This is a genomic window from Ructibacterium sp. SJQ-7, from assembly GCF_054696575.1.
Genome location: NZ_CP195193.1, coordinates 1,068,060 through 1,086,389, shown reverse-complemented (window position 1 = coordinate 1,086,389; position 18,330 = coordinate 1,068,060). Strand labels below are relative to the sequence as shown.

General features: G+C 37.2%; 11 protein-coding genes, 2 tRNA genes and 2 rRNA genes. 13 read left to right on the top strand and 2 right to left on the bottom strand.

The features are described 5' to 3' along the window. Positions 1 to 139 precede the first annotated feature (139 nt). The 5 genes from ACSAMO_RS04905 to ACSAMO_RS04885 all read left to right on the top strand — a co-directional run bounded on the left by ACSAMO_RS04905 (position 140) and on the right by ACSAMO_RS04885 (position 4,969). Positions 140 to 2,987 (top strand): 23S ribosomal RNA (locus tag ACSAMO_RS04905). 271 nt (positions 2,988 to 3,258) lie between these two features. Then, a 5S ribosomal RNA gene (gene rrf / locus ACSAMO_RS04900) occupies positions 3,259 to 3,375 on the top strand. Between the two features lie 79 nt (positions 3,376 to 3,454). Beyond that, positions 3,455 to 3,530 (top strand) — tRNA-Asn (locus ACSAMO_RS04895). A 52-nt stretch (positions 3,531 to 3,582) separates the two neighbouring features. Beyond that, a tRNA-Glu gene (locus ACSAMO_RS04890) sits at positions 3,583 to 3,657 on the top strand. Between the two features lie 313 nt (positions 3,658 to 3,970). Next, entirely contained in the window at positions 3,971 to 4,969 is a 999-nt protein-coding gene (locus tag ACSAMO_RS04885) for an IS30 family transposase (RefSeq protein ID WP_499210088.1), read from the top strand. Here the strand turns inward: ACSAMO_RS04885 and ACSAMO_RS04880 are convergent. Then, positions 4,939 to 5,292, bottom strand: coding sequence for a pyridoxamine 5'-phosphate oxidase family protein (locus tag ACSAMO_RS04880; protein WP_499209974.1), 354 nt, complete (start codon positions 5,290 to 5,292; stop codon positions 4,939 to 4,941). The two genes, ACSAMO_RS04885 and ACSAMO_RS04880, sit on opposite strands and share 31 nt — an antisense overlap. A gap of 288 nt (positions 5,293 to 5,580) precedes the next feature. Between ACSAMO_RS04880 and ACSAMO_RS04875 the strand changes: the two genes are divergently transcribed. The 5 genes from ACSAMO_RS04875 to ACSAMO_RS04855 all read left to right on the top strand — a co-directional run bounded on the left by ACSAMO_RS04875 (position 5,581) and on the right by ACSAMO_RS04855 (position 13,088). Next, positions 5,581 to 6,930 carry an NCS2 family permease gene (locus ACSAMO_RS04875; RefSeq protein WP_147514872.1) on the top strand — a complete coding sequence of 450 codons (1,350 nt, stop codon included), beginning with the start codon at positions 5,581 to 5,583 and terminating at the stop codon, positions 6,928 to 6,930. Between the two features lie 122 nt (positions 6,931 to 7,052). Further along, complete coding sequence (locus tag ACSAMO_RS04870; protein WP_499209973.1) at positions 7,053 to 9,359, top strand: diguanylate cyclase domain-containing protein; 2,307 nt, start codon at positions 7,053 to 7,055, stop codon at positions 9,357 to 9,359. A gap of 75 nt (positions 9,360 to 9,434) precedes the next feature. Then, positions 9,435 to 10,265 (top strand): 5-dehydro-4-deoxy-D-glucuronate isomerase, encoded by an 831-nt coding sequence (gene kduI, locus ACSAMO_RS04865; protein ID WP_117968860.1) that lies wholly within the window; start codon positions 9,435 to 9,437, stop codon positions 10,263 to 10,265. A 13-nt stretch (positions 10,266 to 10,278) separates the two neighbouring features. Beyond that, entirely contained in the window at positions 10,279 to 11,094 is an 816-nt protein-coding gene (locus tag ACSAMO_RS04860) for a sugar phosphate isomerase/epimerase family protein (RefSeq protein ID WP_412295203.1), read from the top strand. Positions 11,095 to 12,323: 1,229 nt separating this feature from the next. Continuing rightward, a complete protein-coding gene (locus tag ACSAMO_RS04855) occupies positions 12,324 to 13,088 on the top strand; it encodes a hypothetical protein (protein ID WP_176932129.1) in 765 nt (254 codons plus the stop codon). Positions 13,089 to 13,520: 432 nt separating this feature from the next. On the opposite strand, the gene ACSAMO_RS04850 is transcribed toward ACSAMO_RS04855, so the two are convergent. Further along, the gene (locus ACSAMO_RS04850) at positions 13,521 to 13,928 is read right to left on the bottom strand and encodes a PBECR2 nuclease fold domain-containing protein (RefSeq protein WP_499209972.1); all 408 of its coding nucleotides are present in this window, start codon (positions 13,926 to 13,928) and stop codon (positions 13,521 to 13,523) included. Positions 13,929 to 14,072: 144 nt separating this feature from the next. On the opposite strand from ACSAMO_RS04850, the gene istA reads away from it, so the two are divergent. From istA to ACSAMO_RS04835, 3 genes are all read left to right on the top strand, one after another. Beyond that, positions 14,073 to 15,608, top strand: a complete 1,536-nt coding sequence (gene istA, locus ACSAMO_RS04845; protein WP_499209971.1) for an IS21 family transposase — start codon at positions 14,073 to 14,075, stop codon at positions 15,606 to 15,608. Continuing rightward, the gene (istB, locus tag ACSAMO_RS04840) at positions 15,608 to 16,354 is read left to right on the top strand and encodes an IS21-like element helper ATPase IstB (protein WP_499210087.1); all 747 of its coding nucleotides are present in this window, start codon (positions 15,608 to 15,610) and stop codon (positions 16,352 to 16,354) included. The genes istA and istB overlap by 1 nt, the downstream gene beginning before the upstream one ends. Positions 16,355 to 17,321: 967 nt before the next feature. Beyond that, positions 17,322 to 17,570, top strand: coding sequence for an excisionase (locus tag ACSAMO_RS04835; protein ID WP_308457169.1), 249 nt, complete (start codon positions 17,322 to 17,324; stop codon positions 17,568 to 17,570). Positions 17,571 to 18,330: the final 760 nt, after the last annotated feature.

Sequence of the window (18,330 nt, the reverse complement as noted above, 5' to 3'; positions counted from 1 at the left end):
AATGTCAAACCCCGATAACTAAATTAGTTATCAAACTAATGTGGAAAGGTTTTTTCGATATACGAGAGTATATGGGTAAAAACTTCAATTTCAAAAACAAATCTCTAATTCTTATGTAATTCAAGAACCAAACCAAGTTGGTCAAGCTATAAAGAGCGTAGGGAGAATGACTTGGCATCAGGAGCCGAAGAAGGACGTGACAAGCTGCGAAAAGCTGCGGTTAGGAGCAAATATCCATAGACCCGCAGATATCCGAATGGGGAAACCCGGTACGGCAATACCGTATCACTGCATGGTAAATACATAGCCATGTGGAGGAAACCCTCTGAACTGAAACATCTAAGTAGGAGGAGGAAGAGAAAGAAACATCGATTTCCTAAGTAGCGGCGAGCGAAAGGGAAAGAGGCCAAACCAGAGATAGCAATATCTTTGGGGTTGCGGACTGCATAATTGATTTAACATCTTTAGCAGAAGTGTATGGGAAGACACACCATAGTAGGTAATAGTCCTGTAAGCGAAAGGGATGTTAACATGGCAGTATCCAGAGTACCACCGGACACGAGGAACCCGGTGGGAAGCCGGGGGGACCACCCCCCAAGCCTAAATACTACCTGATGACCGATAGTGAAAAGTACAGTGATGGAAAGTTGAAAAGAACCCCGGAAGGGGAGTGAAAAAGAATCTGAAACCCTATGTTTACAAGCTGCTAAAGCACTATATATGTGCGATAGCGTACTTTTTGTAGAACGGTCCGGCGAGTGTATGTTGCAAGCGAGGTTAAGGTGTTAAGCACTGAAGCCGAAGGGAGACCGAGTGTGAATAGCGCGTACAGTTTGCAGTATACGACCCGAAACCGGGTGACCTAACCATGGACAGGTTGAAGTGGAAGTAAAATTCCATGGAGGACCGAACCCACGTCTGTTGAAAAAGGCGGGGATGAGCTGTGGTTAGCGGTGAAATTCCAATCGAACTCGGATATAGCTGGTTCTCATCGAAATAGCTTTAGGGCTAGCCTCAGGATAGTTTAGCGGAGGTAAAGCACTGAATGGGCTAGGGGGCTTCACGGCTTACCGAACCCTATCAAACTCTGAATGCCGCATAAATGTTTCCTGGGAGTCAGACTGCGTGAGATAAGTTTCGTAGTCAAAAGGGAAAGAGCCCAGACCTACAGCTAAGGTCCCTAAATGAATTTAAGTGGAAAAGGATGTGCAGTTGCGTAGACAACTAGGACGTTGGCTTAGAAGCAGCCACTCATTTAAAGAGTGCGTAATAGCTCACTAGTCGAGTGATTGTGCGCCGAAAATGTAACGGGGCTAAAATTCATACCGAAGCTTAGGAATGATAGTAATATTGTTGGTAGATGAGCGTTGTGTAAGTCTGCGAAGCTACACCGAAAGGAGTAGTGGAGATATCACAAGTGAGAATGCCGGAATGAGTAGCGAGAATTATGTGAGAATCATAATGGTCGAAAATCTAAGGTTTCTTGAGGAAGGTTCGTCCGCTCAAGGTAAGCCGGGAGCTAAGGCGAGGCCGAGAGGCGTAGTCGATGCACATACGGTAAAGATTCCGTAGCCACCGAAGTCGTTAAATACAGGGACACAGGAACATAGCCTAACCCCACCGTTGGTTGAGTGGGGCGTAAGGGAGCGAAAATTAGTAGCGAAGTAGGTGATTGTACACTGGCGAGAAAAGCTGTATGGATTGACAAGGTGCCCGTACCGCAAACCGACACAGGTAGATGAGGAGAGAATCCTAAGACCAGCGGGAGAAGTGTTGTTAAGGAACTCGGCAAAATGACCCCGTAACTTCGGGATAAGGGGAGCCTACGCGAGTAGGCCGCAGAGAATAGTCTCAAGCGACTGTTTAGCAAAAACACAGGTCTATGCTAAATCGAAAGATGATGTATATGGGCTGACGCCTGCCCGGTGCTGGAAGGTTAAGGGGAAGTGTTAGAGCAATCGAAGCACTGAACTTAAGCCCCAGTAAACGGCGGCCGTAACTATAACGGTCCTAAGGTAGCGAAATTCCTTGTCAGGTAAGTTCTGACCCGCACGAATGGCGTAACGACTTGAGAGCTGTCTCAACAACATACCCGGCGAAATTGAAGTACTGGTAAAGATGCCAGTTACCCGTGATAAGACGGAAAGACCCCATGGAGCTTTACTGTAACTTGATATTGAATTTTTGTATTACATGTACAGGATAGGTGGGAGACAGAGAACTAATGCCGCCAGGTGTTAGGGAGTCGATGTTGGGATACCACTCTTGTAATATGAAGGTTCTAACCTGCACCCGTGAATCCGGGTGGGGGACACTGTCAGGTGGACAGTTTGACTGGGGCGGTCGCCTCCTAAAAGGTAACGGAGGCGTTCAAAGGTTGGTTCAGCACGGACGGAAATCGTGCAACGAGTGCAAACGCATAAACCAGCCTAACTGCGAGACCGACAAGTCGAGCAGTAACGAAAGTTGGAGTTAGTGATCCGGCGGTATGAGAGTGGAATTGCCGTCGCTCAACGGATAAAAGCTACCCTGGGGATAACAGGCTGATCTCCCCCAAGAGTCCACATCGACGGGGAGGTTTGGCACCTCGATGTCGGCTCATCGCATCCTGGAGCTGTAGTCGGTTCCAAGGGTTGGGCTGTTCGCCCATTAAAGCGGTACGCGAGCTGGGTTCAGAACGTCGCGAGACAGTTCGGTCCCTATCTATCACGGGCGTAGGAAATTTGAGGAGAGCTGACCTTAGTACGAGAGGACCGGGTTGGACGTACCGCTGGTGCACCTGTTGTTCTGCCAAGGGCATAGCAGGGTAGCTAAGTACGGACGGGATAAACGCTGAAGGCATCTAAGCGTGAAGCCCCCTTCGAGATAAGATTTCCCATAGCGTAGGCTAGTAAGGACCCATGAAGACTACATGGTTGATAGGCCGGAGGTGGAAGTGCAGTAATGTATGCAGCTGACCGGTACTAATAGTCCGAGGGCTTGACCAAGCATTTTAATCTGCGAAGCAGATAAAAATGCGAATATGTACGTAAGCAAAGGAGCAGAAGCAACTTGAAAAGTTGCGAGGAGCGACTGGTTGCCGTAAGGCAATGCGGAGTACATACAAGCGTTAGCTTGAGCATAAAGAAAGCAAAAGCAGATTAAAATACAGATGTATCGCTACATCAAAGGTTAGGAACGAGAAAGATAAGAAATTAGAGAAAACGCATTGTGAAGTTATGTTGTTTAGTTTTGAGGGTATGACCTCAAAAGAGAAGATCCGGTGACGATAGCAAGGAGGAACCACCTGTTCCCATGCCGAACACAGAAGTTAAGCTCCTTAACGTCGATGATACTTGGTGGGTGACTGCCTGGGAAAGTAGAAAGTTGCCGGAACGAAGAATGCTGAAGATAACGACAAAAGTCGTTATCTTTGGTGTTTAAAGAAAAAGTTAGCGAAAGCTAAAGAAGATATTCCTCTATAGCTCAGTTGGCAGAGCGCATGACTGTTAATCATGATGTCGCTGGTTCGAGCCCAGCTGGAGGAGCCACACAAAAAAATCAGAATAAGCCAATTACTTATTCTGATTTTTTGACTAATATGGCCCGTTGGTCAAGCGGTTAAGACACCGCCCTTTCACGGCGGTAACGCGGGTTCGATTCCCGCACGGGTCACCATAAAAAAGCTTTTCATTATGAAAGGCTTTTTTTGCTTTTATATTACCCACGTTTACGTGTCAATTCGATTGCTTCTTTACCTGTCATATGTTCTATCTTGATTTCAATACAGGACAGGGCATTCCACTCACGTTTAATTTCCTTTTCCACTGCGGTCACATCATTATTATACTTCAAACCAAAAACTTTTGCCGAGTGAAAAATTTCTTTATCTGTCTTGAATTTACAATATAAGTGCAACAAGTAAAAAAATAATGACTCAAAGGGAAAAATCCAGTATAATAGAATTGCAACGACTATTATTGAAAGGATGATTCCCATGAGCCACTACAAACATTTTACCACAAAAGAACGAGAAAAGATACTATTTTTTCTTGCACAAGAAAAAACAATTAGTTTTATAGCCAAAGAATTGCAGAGAGATAAATCATCGGTATCTCGTGAAATTAAGCGTAATACTAATACTGAAGTCATTTACTCGCCATCATACACACAAAAGCAATATGAAATTCGCAGACGCAAATGTGGTAGAAAACCATTGTTATTAAATGTAGATATTCATAAAACTGTTCAATTCTTGTTTCTTCAATATCAATGGTCTCCAGAGCAAATTTCATTTCGTTTAAAACATGAGAAAAATCCTATACAAATTAGTTATGCTACAATTTATCGTGAAATATATCGAAGATTTTTAGAAGAAGGGAAATTATCTCCCGGTCAACGTGGAGTTGCAAGAAAGTTAAGACATAGAGGAAAAACCAGACATAAAAATGGTTGTATTGAAACGAGAGGCAAAATTAAAATTAGTCATCACATTTCAGAACGACCAGAACAAGCAAATCAACGAGAGAGAATAGTCGATTGGGAAGCTGATACTGTTGCAGGCGTAACAGGAAAAGCGTGTTTAGTAACGCTTGTTGACCGAAAGAGTCGTTATTTGTTGTGCGAAAAAGTAGCAAAAAAAGATTCTATCAGTGTAAAACAAGCGATAATTCATATGTTAAAAGATAGTCAACCAAAAACAATTACACCTGATAGGGGTAAAGAATTTTCACGACATGAAGAAATCAGCAAAGCTCTAAATGATGTGCAATTCTATTTTCCTGAACCACATCAACCATGGCAAAGAGGTACTAATGAGAATACTAATGGACTTCTACGCGAATATTTTCCTAAAAAACAGGATTTGACAGAAATTAAACCATCATTAATTAGAGATAAAACTCTTATTTTAAATCAGCGTCCACGCAAATGCTTGAACTGGAAATCGCCTTTTGAAGTTTATTTTGATATATCGTTGCATTTGACTTGACAATTCAAGGTATTTAAAATGCTTGCTTTACCGAACAAAATAACGCTTTTAAAATAAGTTGTAAGTTCTTCTTCAACAACATCGTCTTTATCAACAACGCAAAGCGACACTTTATTACACTTGTTTATAGCGTCGATTTTATGACCGTTTTTTGCACCGTGGAAATATATTTTATCATTTGCATATACAAAATTAATCGGCACGGTATAAGGATAGCCATCATCACCGACAACACCTAGTACGGCTGTTTTAGCGGTTTGTAATATATCAATACATTCTTCTTTACTCAATTCCTGTTTTTTTCTACGCATTTCTCTAAACATTTCATTCACCTTTCAAAATTATACAATTAAAAATAAGTACACTCGTTATACATCTTCTAAGACCTGACGATGTGTAACGAGTGCTTTGATTTATTCTACCCGGTGGCAGACTTATTATATTTTTTAGAATTATACCACAGTAATTTTTTTTGTGTCAACAAGACTGTTAAAAAAGTATGAAGAATAGTTTAAAATTTGAATAAACTATGAATATTTCGTTGATTTTTTAAATTTTTTATGATAGAATGTAATCTACAAAAACAAAAAATTAATGAAAGGAAATTTACCATGGAAAAACTTTTCAAACTAAAGGAACACGGTACAGATGTCAAAACTGAGATTATTGCCGGTATTACAACATTCCTTGCAATGGCATATATTCTTGCCGTAAACCCATCATATTTGGGTGGAATTGACGGAATGTCAGCCGGAGCGGTATTCTCTGCAACTGCAATTTCAGCAGGTATAGCTACATTATGTATGGCGTTCTTTGCAAACTATCCTGTTGCTCTTGCGTCAGGTATGGGACTAAATGCATTCTTTGCATTTACAGTATGCGGTGCTATGGGTTACAGCTACAAAGTTGCATTGACCGCAGTATTTATTGAAGGTATCATATTTATGTTGCTTTCACTATTCAAATTCAGAGAGGCTCTTGTAAACAAGATTCCTTCAAACCTTAAATTTGCTATCACAGCAGGTATCGGTCTGTTTATTGCTATCATAGCATTGCTTAATGCAAACGTTGTTGTAGCAAGTGAATCAACAACTGTTGCACTTGGTGAACTTTCTTCACCGACTGTTGTACTTTCGCTTGTAGGCTTGCTTATAATCGGTGCTTTACAGCACTATAAAGTTCCTGGCGGAATACTTTTAGGTATACTTATAACTTGGGTTCTTGGCATTATAGCACAGCTTGTAGGTTGGTATGTGCCAAATCCTGAGGCAGGCGTATATTCAGTTATTCCTCAATTCTCACTAAGTTCTTTTGAGGCTCCGAAGATGTTCCAATTTGACTTTGGATTTATAGCAAAGAATGTTCCTGCATTTATACTTATCGTATTCACATTCTTGTACACAGATATTTTTGATACAGTAGGTACACTTATAGGTGTAGCGGAAAAAGGAAAGCTTCTTGATAAAGACGGTTCACTTCCAAACGCAACAGGCGCTCTTATGGCTGACGCTGTAGGTACTGTTGTAGGTGCTTGCTTCGGTACATCAACTGTTACAAGTTACGTTGAATCAAGTGCCGGTGTTGCGGCAGGCGGTAGAACAGGTCTTACAGCAGTTACAACTGCGGTATTGTTCTTCATATCATTGATATTTGCACCAATCTTTACATCAATACCTTCATTCGCAACAACTCCTGCTATGCTTTATGTTGGCTTGTTGATGCTTTCATCAATCAGACAAGTTAAGTTTGACGGTGATATTGCCGATGCAATCGGTGCATTCTTGGCAATCATTATGATGCCGCTTACTTATTCAATCGCTAACGGTATTATGTTCGGTATCGTATCATGGGTAATACTAAAGCTTGTTACAGGTAAGGCAAAGGACATCAGCGCTGTTATGTGGATTTCAGTTGTATTATTTGCAATCTACATCGGTCTAAAAGCAGCAGGCTTGGCTTAAGACAATTTGTTAATTTTAGAACACTCAAATTTTGAGTGTTCTTTTTTTATTAATTAATTGCAAAAATATTCAGTGTATGTTATAATATAAAATACAAATTAATGAGTAAACGGAGAAAAACAATGACGTATTTTCTTAAAGAAGATTATGAAATATATGATTCATTGCCGTGCAGTGCGGTGGTGTTTTCTGTTGATGATGATTACAAAATATATTACACCAATGACACATACAACAACGGAAATTTTAACCAAGATAATATTATAGTTGAAGAAGAATGTCGCAAATCATTTGATGATACAATCCGAAGTGCCGACACTCCCAAGCGACTGTATTTCAAAAGTAAAAACTTGAGCGGTGGCAGTATATATATTTGTATGTTTGCCGTAAAGCTTGATGATAAGCACATATTTGCATTGTTGTTTGACGACTCTGAAAACAAGAAGAAATTTATGGAGCTTGAAAATCAATGTTCAAAGTATATCATCGCATTAAGTGCGACAAATGAGTACTTTTTTGAATATGATTCTCAAAAAGATACAAACACGATATTTTATATGTCGTCTATCGACAATGAAATGTTGGAACGTCCTGTTCCGAATTTTATGAAAAATCTTGATAATAATACGTATATGTTTCAGGAAGATACAATACTGCTCAAGTCTTTAAAAGGGAGACCCGTAAAAGGCGAATTGACGATTGACGCACGTATGCGTATGAATGACTCAGAGTCGTTTGAATGGTACAGACTTGTATTGAAACCGTCCGAGAAAACGAACACATATATCGGCTGTGCACGAAACATAAACGAAACAAAGAAAAAGGAAGAACAGCTGAAATTAAAAGCACATATAGATCCGCTTTCAAAAGTGCTTAACAGAGAAACGGCAATCGAGAAAATTCGAGAGAGATTGAAAACTCAAAAAATGAACGAAGAATGTGCATTTATCGTTCTTGATATAGATAATTTTAAAAACATAAACGATACATTCGGTCATTTGTACGGTGACGCGGTTATCGCGATGGTTGCGGGAAGTATAAAGAGTACGCTTGACAGCAAGGATATAATCGGTCGTTTCGGCGGTGATGAATTTCTTGTGTATATAGATAACACAAAGCCGGAAAAGTTGGAGAGAAAACTTGAAAATATACGTCTTGCCATACTAAAAATGCGTATAGATAAAAATGACGAAAAAGATATTTCGTGCAGTATGGGTGTTACTTTGGGACGTGGCGGAGTGAAGTATGAGGATCTTTTCAGACAAGCCGACAGTGCTTTGTATACGGCAAAGACGAACGGAAAAAATCGCTTTGAATATTTCAACGGTGAATTTATTGATAAAAATGCTTTGACATACGCCGGAATTATGACCGAAGAAGACGAAAGCGAAGAAGTTTCGGAAAATCACGATATAATAATGGTTGCACTTGAAATTGCGTCTAAATCAACCGATTCGGATAATGCCATATCAAATCTTATGCGTCATATCGGTGTTGCAGTTAATCTTGACTGTATTCAGATTATGAAATACGATATGATTAACGATAAAGTTGAAATAGAATTTCAGTGGTGGAAAGAACATGACGGTGATTATAATGTTGTGTTCACCGATAAAAAGAGCGGTTATTACGAGCATAATGACCTTGTTTTGTTTAAAAAGAAATTTCAAAAGGATAATATATTTAAGTATACTCCTGATTTTAAAGAGGGATTTACGAAAAAATACAGGAACATATTTGAGGCGGCGGAACACGTTCAAATGATATATTCATCAAATACCGAAAACGAAGATGTATATTATGTTGTCTGTTATCAGTGTTGGGACAAACAACGTATTTGGGAAAAGAACGAATTTGACGATATGTTTGAAATAACAAAGATACTGTCAATGTTTATGAAATCGTCACACATAATCACGGAACGTGAAAAATTCCTTCAAAATAAAGTTGATAATGACGATTGTGGCGTATTTACGTTGAGTAAGTTTGAAGAAGAAGTCGGACGAATTACGAGAAACGCTCACGTGACAAACAAAAAAATCGGATTTGTGTATTTTAATTTTAACAGATTTTATGAGTTTAACCGTATTTACGGTCGTGAAGAGGGTGACAGAGTTTTAAAACAATTTGCAAAGTTCTTGCTTGTTAGCTCTGAAGAGGTATGCGTGAATTGTCATTTGAACGGAACGGATAAATTTATCAGTTGTTTTATGTTTGAAGAAGGTGTGGACTTAGAAACGAAAATACAACAAAAGCTTGAAGCTTTTTCTGATACGGTCGGAAATTATAAAGAATGTCCTGTTGTGATAACCGCAGGCGTTGCGACGATTAATCCGGGTGAAAACGTTACCGAGGCACTTGATTTGGCTAATCATACGTTGAAAGGTGCAAATGCAGAAAAAAGCATTTGCATAATGGCTAAGGAATAGTAGCCACTTGATTTTAAAAGTAATATATGTTAAAATGTAATGTAGAAAGTATTTAATACAAGGAGGAATTTTAAAATGGATTTAAGATGTGCATCAAACCCAAAAGATGTAAAGCATTACACAACTGAAAGATTAAGAGAGGAATTTCATATCAGCGGATTGTTTACTCCGGATAATTCAAAAATGGTATACAGCCATATTGACCGTATTATCACAGCCGGATTTATGCCTGTAAAACAAGAGCTTGTATTGGAGGCCGGTAAGGAACTTGCTGCTGACTACTTCCTACAAAGACGTGAAATGGGCTGTATCAATATCGGCGGAAAAGGTATAATCACAGTTGACGGTACAGATTATGAAATGAACCCTCGTGACGGTATCTATATCGGCAGAGGCAATAAGGAAATTACTTTCAAGTGCGTTGACGAAGCAAACCCACCGAAGTTCTATGTTTCATCATGTCCTGCTCATAAGGAATATCCGACAGTAAAGATTGATATTACAAAGGCTAAGAAAGTTCCTTGCGGCAGTGTTGAAGATTGTAATAAGAGAGTTATAAATCAATATATCCACCCTGAAGTTATGCAGAGCTGTCAGCTTGCAATGGGTCTTACAATGCTTGACGTAGGTTCAAACTGGAACACTATGCCTTGTCATACACATGACAGACGTATGGAAGTTTATCTATATCTTGATATGGGCGAAAATGACGCAGTATTCCATATGATGGGCGAGCCTGACGAAACAAGACATATCATTATGCATAATGAAGAAGCTGTAATTTCACCAAGCTGGTCAATACATACAGGTGTCGGCACAAAGAATTACTCATTCATTTGGGCAATGTGCGGTGAAAACCAAGAGTTTGACGATATGGACTTCATTGAAACAAAGGACTTGAAGTAATAGGAGAAGTAAAATGTATATTGGAATGAGAGGTCATGACTTCGATACTAATACGCTTGACGCTTTGTGCGAAAAGTGTAAAGAGTACGGCGTTGGCGGTGTTCAGCTTGTGCTTTTGAGATCGTTGGCTGATTTTAAGAAAGGTAATTTTACACCTGAATATGCTAAGTCAATAGGTGATAAATTGCGTGAAAACGGTATTCGTGTGCCGATTTTGGGCTGTTATATCAATCCGTCTGACGCAAACGAGGAAAGCCTTAATGAAAGCCTTGATTATTTTATCGAGAATTTGCATTATGCAAAATATATCGGTGCGGAAATGGTCGGTCTTGAAACTTGCCGTTTCAGTGATGACGATGAAATAAATAACTCCGAAGAAACATATCAGTATCTTTTGAAGAATATGAAAAAACTTGTTTCTGCGGCGGAAGAAATAGGCGTAAATGTGGGTATTGAGGGCGTTCATTTTCATGTTATAAATACTCCGACAAAGATGAAAAGATTGGTCGATGACCTTAATTCACCAAATGTCAGAGTTATATTTGACCCTGTTAATTATATCAATACCGCAAATTATAAAAATCAAGATGAAATTATTAATACTCATTTTGATTTGTTGGGCGAGAAAACAAAGTTGCTTCACTTGAAAGATTTTAAACTTGTTGACGGTGAAGTTGCTTATGAATTCCCGTGCGACGGATTGCTTAATAAAGATTTGCTTTGGGATAAGCTAAAGCAATATAATCCGGATATTGCAGTTATTCTTGAAGAAGTTAAGGAAGATCACCTTGCAAAAGTTAAGACTGCGGTTGAAAAGAGATTTGTATAAATAAAAAGCCTTGATGTGGGCGGATGACTCACATCAAGGCTTTTTTACTGTGGTATAATAGGTAGACGGTGAGGATAATAATATTAAATTGTATGAAGTAAAAGAAATAATCAGCTTATAAATTCTCTTTTGAATGTTTGGGGAAATTCCGTTCGTGCAATACATCTTTTTCTTTCTGATTAGCAAGTAAATAAGATTAAAGAATATGTTCCGCAAACTATAAAAAGCGTAAAATATCTTGTTGTTGCCGAAACGGATAACATTGTCGGTTTTATGGGAACTTAAAATAATCGTTTGAAAATGTTGTTCATTTCACCATAGAAACGAGAAAAAGAAATAGGTAAACAATTTGTGCGATATGGCGTTCAAAATTATAATATACAGTAAGTAACCGTCAATGAAAATAACCTTAAAACGGTTGGATTTTATAAACACTTAGGCTTTTAAATATATAAAAGAACAGTCTGCAATGAAGAAGGAAATCCCTATCTGAAGTTGTTGGGATAAAGTTTTGAATTTAGAAAGGAAGAATTATATGATAAAAATACTATTTGTCTGCCACGGCAATAGTATGAGTGTAAAAGACGTATCGCCTTTTGATTGGGTAAATCGGGGCAAATCGTGCCGTTAGAAAAAGTCCTGTACTACGGTTTTACTACTATTCAGCAGATGAAAAAATATATATGTACTTATCCTATTTTATTGTGATTAGACACCATACAGGTGTCTTTTTTGACAAATAAATATTGTATATTTTTTATATAATGCCGGAATTTAAAATTTTGGCTTTATTAATCTAACTTCTTTTGATTCATAAAAGTATCTCTAATTTAGTGAATTTTATGATAAAAAATTATTTTAGTCTAATGAAAATATAAGTGTATCAATATTTATTAATGTCTATTAAATTTAAAAAATTGCATAAAATCAATAGATTTATTCGATTTGTATGAAGATTTGAAAGATACATTAATAAGGAAAAATAGTACATTGTTAAGACTTTATATCTAATGGATTGCCTAAAAAATTATAATAAATTTCTTTGAAAAAATTAAATAATTGGACTATAATAAAAGTGATAGAAACATTTGTAAAAAGTTGATTGTGTTTATTATTAAAATATGATATATTGTATACAAGATAAATTGCTATTTAAGTGCTTATTAAATTGTTATACATACACTTTAATAATTAAAAAAAAGAAGAATAGATTTAAAGGAGGTTATAATATGTCAGCATACGCATATAGAGATAGGAATAGAACAGAGGTTATATATGCATCTGAGGCAATGACAGAAAATATAGATACGCTCTTTTTCTGCCCTAATAAAGATTGCAATGCACATTTGCATATATGTGCAGTAGATGGTAGTAGAAAAGCATATTTTAGAGCTACTCACAAACAATTTCCTCATATAGACAATTGCCCTTTTGCTTCAAGTGCGAATCATTTTGATTCTGATAAGTTTAATGAAGAAGCATTTTCATTTGATGATGCAATAAATAATCTTTTTTTGGTAAAGAAGGAATCAGAAAGGAATAGGAATCAGAGGAATATAGGAGAACATAATAATGGAGAACCCAACAAACAACCGATAAAAACATTACGACAGATATATTCAATGTGTAAAAGTCGTCCGGTGACTGATATGTATGCAGGTAAAAAAATACGAGATATGATATTGGATGATAGAAGTGCATATTACTATACTAAAGGTTGTTTTGAAAATAAAATCGTTGAAGCACGACGACAAGTAGGTCACTTTTTTGAAGATGAAAGCAAACGAGTTTTTTTAAAAGCACCAACTGAAAGTGGAAAATATACGTTTGTTTTGCAATTTGATGAAGAAAAAATTTATGAAAAAATTAAAACGGAAATTAAAAAAAATCGTGATAAACTTTTTATTGTAGCAGGTAAATGGGAAAGTGCAGAGAAATATAATCACTTTATTTCGAATATTTATAGCGACAGACAAGTAAAAGTGATTAGATAACTTGATGTATTGGTTAGTTTAAAAGATGTTAAAAAATGCAAAGAGTCTCATTTAGAATTGAGTATTACACAATATGACTAAGACATCTAAACCACTAATGATTTATCTGCGCTTATTGATGAATGCTCAGATTATATTTCATTAAATGCAATAGGTTTCCGTGTGAATTTGTATGAATTACTTAATGAATAGATAAAACATACAAAACAAATAAGTTTATTGTTTTTTCAAAACTGTCATTTTTGTAATTCCCGTCATTAAAGCAAAAACCGCCTTGAAATTCAAGGCGGTTCTCTAAAGAATAGTTATTTGGCAGGCGTGGCGTTCTCCTGCATCTCTCGGGTTACCCCTGTCGTTACCATCGGCGTGTGGATGCCACGAAATTGTCCACCTCAAATAACCTTATCTTATCCTACTAATATTATAGCACTTTTATTCATTTTTGTAAAGAATTTTTTTAGTACGAAGATAACGATTATATCTTTTATCATCAACTTTAAGAAAGGTTATAACAGAGTTTTTATAACCAATAGGGTCTTGTGATGTCTTCAATCGCAATATAAGTTGATAATTCTTACCATTATCACAAATGTGTTTTAAAATAAATGCCGTATTTGGTTTGTTAGCCTCAAGTATATAATCTGGACTTTCCAATATTTCATTTACATATTTAAAATATCGTTCGTAATCGTTAGGGTGACGTTCTTGTATATGCTCAATCTGTTGTTGTGTTATGATAACATCGCTTGTCTGTATATCAGCTGTCACGCATCGATATATTTCAATGTCTATTTTTCCAATAATATGCACAACTGTACCTACCGTGAATACAGCGGACAAGGTTGAACACCTCGGCCGCTAAAGTTGAACAGTGTCGTCGCTTAAAACTGAACACCTTCGTCGCACAAATTGAACAGTGCGGATTTTTGCGGTAAAATGTTTGCACGTGCTTATGCACGAATAAATATTAAGGAGGTCAACATTATGACCAATTACCGTGAAATTCTGAGACTGAGCAGCTTAGGATTAAACAAATCTCAAATTGCTCAAAGTATAGGCTGTTCCAGAACTACAGTAATTCAAGTTCTGAATATCGCCGAAGAAAAAGGAGTTTGTTATCCTCTTCCGCCGGAGCTTACGGACAGGAAACTGGCTGAATTGTTGTTCCCAAGCAACAAATCTCGCCCCGGATACAAAATGCCAGATTATGAATATGTCCATAAAGAGCTTCAACGTTCGGGTACAACACTTAATCTGTTATGGTTAGAGTATTGTGAGCAATGCAGTGCATCAAACGAGGTTCCCTATCAACTGACACAGTTCAAAAAGCATTACCGTGATTATGCTGTAAAAACCAATGCAACAATGCATCTGAAGCATAAACCGGGCGAAATATTGCAGGTTGACTGGGCAGGACAAACGGCAGAGGTTATTGACACCGATACAGGCGAAGTGATTCCGGCGTATATTTTTGTTTCCTCATTACCTTACAGCGGATATGTTTATGTAGAAGCCTTTTTCTCTATGAATCAGGAGTGCTGGATTTCTGCCCATGTAAACGCTTTCAAATATTTTGGTGGCATAACGAAAATATTACAGTGTGACAATCTTAAAACAGGCGTTATCAAACACGGAAGAAGTGAGATCACATTAAACAAGGCATACAATGAAATGGCGGAACATTATGGAACAGCAATTCTCCCGTGTAGAGTTCGTTCTCCAAAGGATAAAGCGATGGTCGAAGGCTCCGTAGGTGTTATCTCTAATTTCATACTGGCAGCATTGCGTAATCGTCGTTTTTTGTCCCTTAAGGAATTGAACGAGGCAATTTTCGAACGCTTATACAAATTCAACCACAAGGATTTTCAAAAGCGTGACGGAAGTCGTGCCGATGCTTTTGAAGAAGAAAAAGCTTTCCTGCTTCCGTTGCCGCCAAAACCATTTGAACTTTCGGAATGGAAAATTGCAACGGTTGCGCCTAACTATCATATATCCGTTTACAAACAAAATTACTCTGTGCCATATGAATATATCAAGCAAAAGGTTGATGTTCGCATTACAAAATCAACAGTAGAAGTATTTTATAGCGGTAATCGCATATCTTCTCATCCAAGGCTTTATGGGCATTCCAATCAATACAGCACTCTTGAAGCACATATGCCGCCAAACCACCTGCAATATGTTCAATGGAACGGTGAGCGTTTCAGAAGGTGGGCATCAAAAATCGGCAAAAGCACTGAAACTGTTGTTTCTGCCATATTAAGTGGCTACAAGGTTGAACAACAGGGCTACAAGGCTTGTATGGGTATTTTGAAGTTGGCAGACAAATATTCCGCCGAGCGTTTGGAAAATGCTTGCTTTAAGGCATTGACTTTTACACCAAGACCATCTCTCAAAAACATACAGGCAATACTGTCCTCAGGTCAAGACAGAATTGAACCTGAAAAGCCGGAAAAACCATCAACATCACAGTATGGATTCACTCGAGGTGCTGAGTATTATGGAAGGAGAGATGGATGATGTTAATTGAAAATACCATAAGCAAATTACAGGAAATGAAGATGGCAACAATGGCAAAAGCATTTAGGGAGCAGCTTACAGATACTAATATTACAAGTTTACCATTTGAAGATCGTTTTGGATTAATAGTTGACCAAGAATGGACTTCACGAAAGAACAACCATTTGAAACGTTTAATCAAACAGGCAAAATTTTCGGATGCGGGGGCTTGCGTTGAAGATATCGAATATCATGCAGACCGCAATCTTGACAAAACTCAGATTGCAAGGCTTTCAACTTGTGATTTCATTATCGAACATCACAATCTTTTACTGCTTGGAGCAACCGGCAGTGGTAAAACATATATTGCTTGTGCTCTTGGTATGTCAGCTGTTCGCAATTTTCTTCCGGTAAAATATATACGTTTACCTGAATTACTTACAGAACTTGCAATTGCACGCGGAAATGGTACATACAGAAAAGTTGTTCAACAATACAAAAAGCCGGCTCTATTGATTCTGGACGAATGGCTTCTTTATCCGCTGAAAGAAACAGAGGCAAGAGACCTGCTGGAGATTGCGGAAGCAAGATACAAGAAAGCTTCAACCATTTTCTGCTCTCAATTCGATATTCCGGGTTGGCGCGAAAAAATCGGTGATCCCATACTTGCTGATGCGATATGTGACAGAATTGTACATAACTCATATTCAATTTTAATTGAGTGCAAGGAATCAATGCGAAAGCGTAAAGGTGTAACAGATATTTAAGACACCTTCAGTGCATCGGGCTTTGACCAAACCCAAGTTTTAACGCTTTAAGGTTTTCCAAGGAGGGTGGTTATGTACCAGCAAAAAGAAAAGAGTGACATACCCAAAGTATCACTCTCCTTGCTAAACCCCATATGCGGCGCTCAGGTCGCTCCTCAGTGTTGCCTTATCCTCTGAAATGGTTAAAAGCAATTTAATGATACCATTCATATTAAGGAATGTTAATGTACGGTTATTCCGTCGCTACTGTTCAGTTTTAAGCGACGAAGGTGTTCAATTTGAAACGGCCAGGGTGTTCAATTCGATCGCCGTATTCATACCGTTCTAATCTGTAATATTCAATAATATTATTATACATTATTTAATGATTTTTTACAAGATATTTCGTATTATCGACAAATTAAAAGTGTGACAATTTTGTGAGGGTATATAATAAGTGACACTGAATGTAGGGGAGAGTATAGTAAACGAATGCAACTGTATGTTTGCTAAATACATAATTTACAACCAAATGCAATACATACAACTAAGCTGATGAAATGAAGAGATATATTGGAGAGAACAAAACCAGAAATGAAAAGTCAATCATATAAATTAATTTTATACTTGTTTTTGGTTATTTTATAGGGATTTTTAAATCGTAAATTGAACGCATTAGTAGAAATAAAGGTATTAATGGAACAGCTTTAGTTATTACAAATCTTCTTTTGTGTGTAGAGGTATATAAAGCTGGTCGATTTACACATGAAAAATAAAATGTCTAATAATGTTGAACTCGTATTATAATGTTCTGACATTGCGGCGGTAATTGCCACTTCATAAATCGCACAAAATTCGAGAATCATTTTAACCAAACTTCTACGATATAAATGCTTTTTCTTTGCCGATATTAGTTGCTATTTTCTGAGTTTTGAGTTATATATGTAATAACAAAAAGGTTATTGTACATGAAATAGGAGGCAGTAATATGGCTAATCAAAAAGATATCAGTAGCATTAAAAATAACATTCCAATAAGCGAAAAATATATGTTGACAATATATGAGGCTTCTGCTTATTTCAATATCGGAGTAAAAAAACTCAGACGGATGGCAGAAAACAATGAAGGAAGATTCGCTTTCTACATGGGAAACAGATATTTGATTGTAAGAACAAAGTTTGAAAACTATATTGAGCAGTTGATTATGGACGAATTTGATGTGAATGAGGATGAGTAATGCAGGTTATAAGAAAAGGCTTTATATTAGATAATAGAAAGTTTTACAAACATATACATCTTGTAAGAATATCATGAAGTGATTACAATAATTGTTTTGAACTATACCGAGTATTTTTTCCGTGCGTGCCGGATTCGTCTGTAACAATATTGCTCCGTCTGACTTTTTCTTACTGTACAGCATTAAACATCTCTTTTGAAATGATGGACAAATGGCTGTCATATTCTGTATTATATAATGTGTTTTGAATGTGTGCTATATAGAAAAAGCGGAAAATTATTTTATCGAAGGGCAGATTTCATAATATATGTAAGATTTCTTAACGGTATTTTACTTTGAGCAACTTGATATTCACAGGTAGAATGCTGAGTATATGAAAGGTGAGGTGCTTATGAAAAGTAAGGTGCTTATGAAAAGTAAGGATATCACCATATGTAGGAAAAATCATTTCAAGTAACATTCAAAGTAATAGTGGAAGCTATTATATTAGTGATAATTTTTGCTGAAAAGCACAGCAACTAAGATATTGGTTACTAAGCAACTGTTCGAGAGGCATACCCATTTGCGTTTTTATCTTTTTCTATTACTTAAAATTGTCAAGCGTATGACTTTTTTGTGTTAGGGAAAAATATGCTGTATTATGTGTGATTTTTGATGTGTTTTTAAATATTTATTGTAAATACTTTACAAACATGCTATTATCGTCGAAAAATACATATTAAGTCTATATGTGTTTATTTATTTTTACTGTTTCAAGAAT

Bases quoted from the DNA above. Each gene is read 5' to 3' on its own strand.
- ACSAMO_RS04880 (WP_499209974.1), bottom strand. From the start codon at position 5,292: ATGTTTAGAGAAATGCGTAGAAAAAAACAGGAATTGAGTAAAGAAGAA.
- ACSAMO_RS04875 (WP_147514872.1), top strand. From the start codon at position 5,581: ATGGAAAAACTTTTCAAACTAAAGGAACACGGTACAGATGTCAAAACT.
- ACSAMO_RS04870 (WP_499209973.1), top strand. From the start codon at position 7,053: ATGACGTATTTTCTTAAAGAAGATTATGAAATATATGATTCATTGCCG.
- kduI (WP_117968860.1), top strand. From the start codon at position 9,435: ATGGATTTAAGATGTGCATCAAACCCAAAAGATGTAAAGCATTACACA.
- ACSAMO_RS04860 (WP_412295203.1), top strand. From the start codon at position 10,279: ATGTATATTGGAATGAGAGGTCATGACTTCGATACTAATACGCTTGAC.
- ACSAMO_RS04855 (WP_176932129.1), top strand. From the start codon at position 12,324: ATGTCAGCATACGCATATAGAGATAGGAATAGAACAGAGGTTATATAT.
- istA (WP_499209971.1), top strand. From the start codon at position 14,073: ATGACCAATTACCGTGAAATTCTGAGACTGAGCAGCTTAGGATTAAAC.
- istB (WP_499210087.1), top strand. From the start codon at position 15,608: ATGTTAATTGAAAATACCATAAGCAAATTACAGGAAATGAAGATGGCA.
- ACSAMO_RS04835 (WP_308457169.1), top strand. From the start codon at position 17,322: ATGGCTAATCAAAAAGATATCAGTAGCATTAAAAATAACATTCCAATA.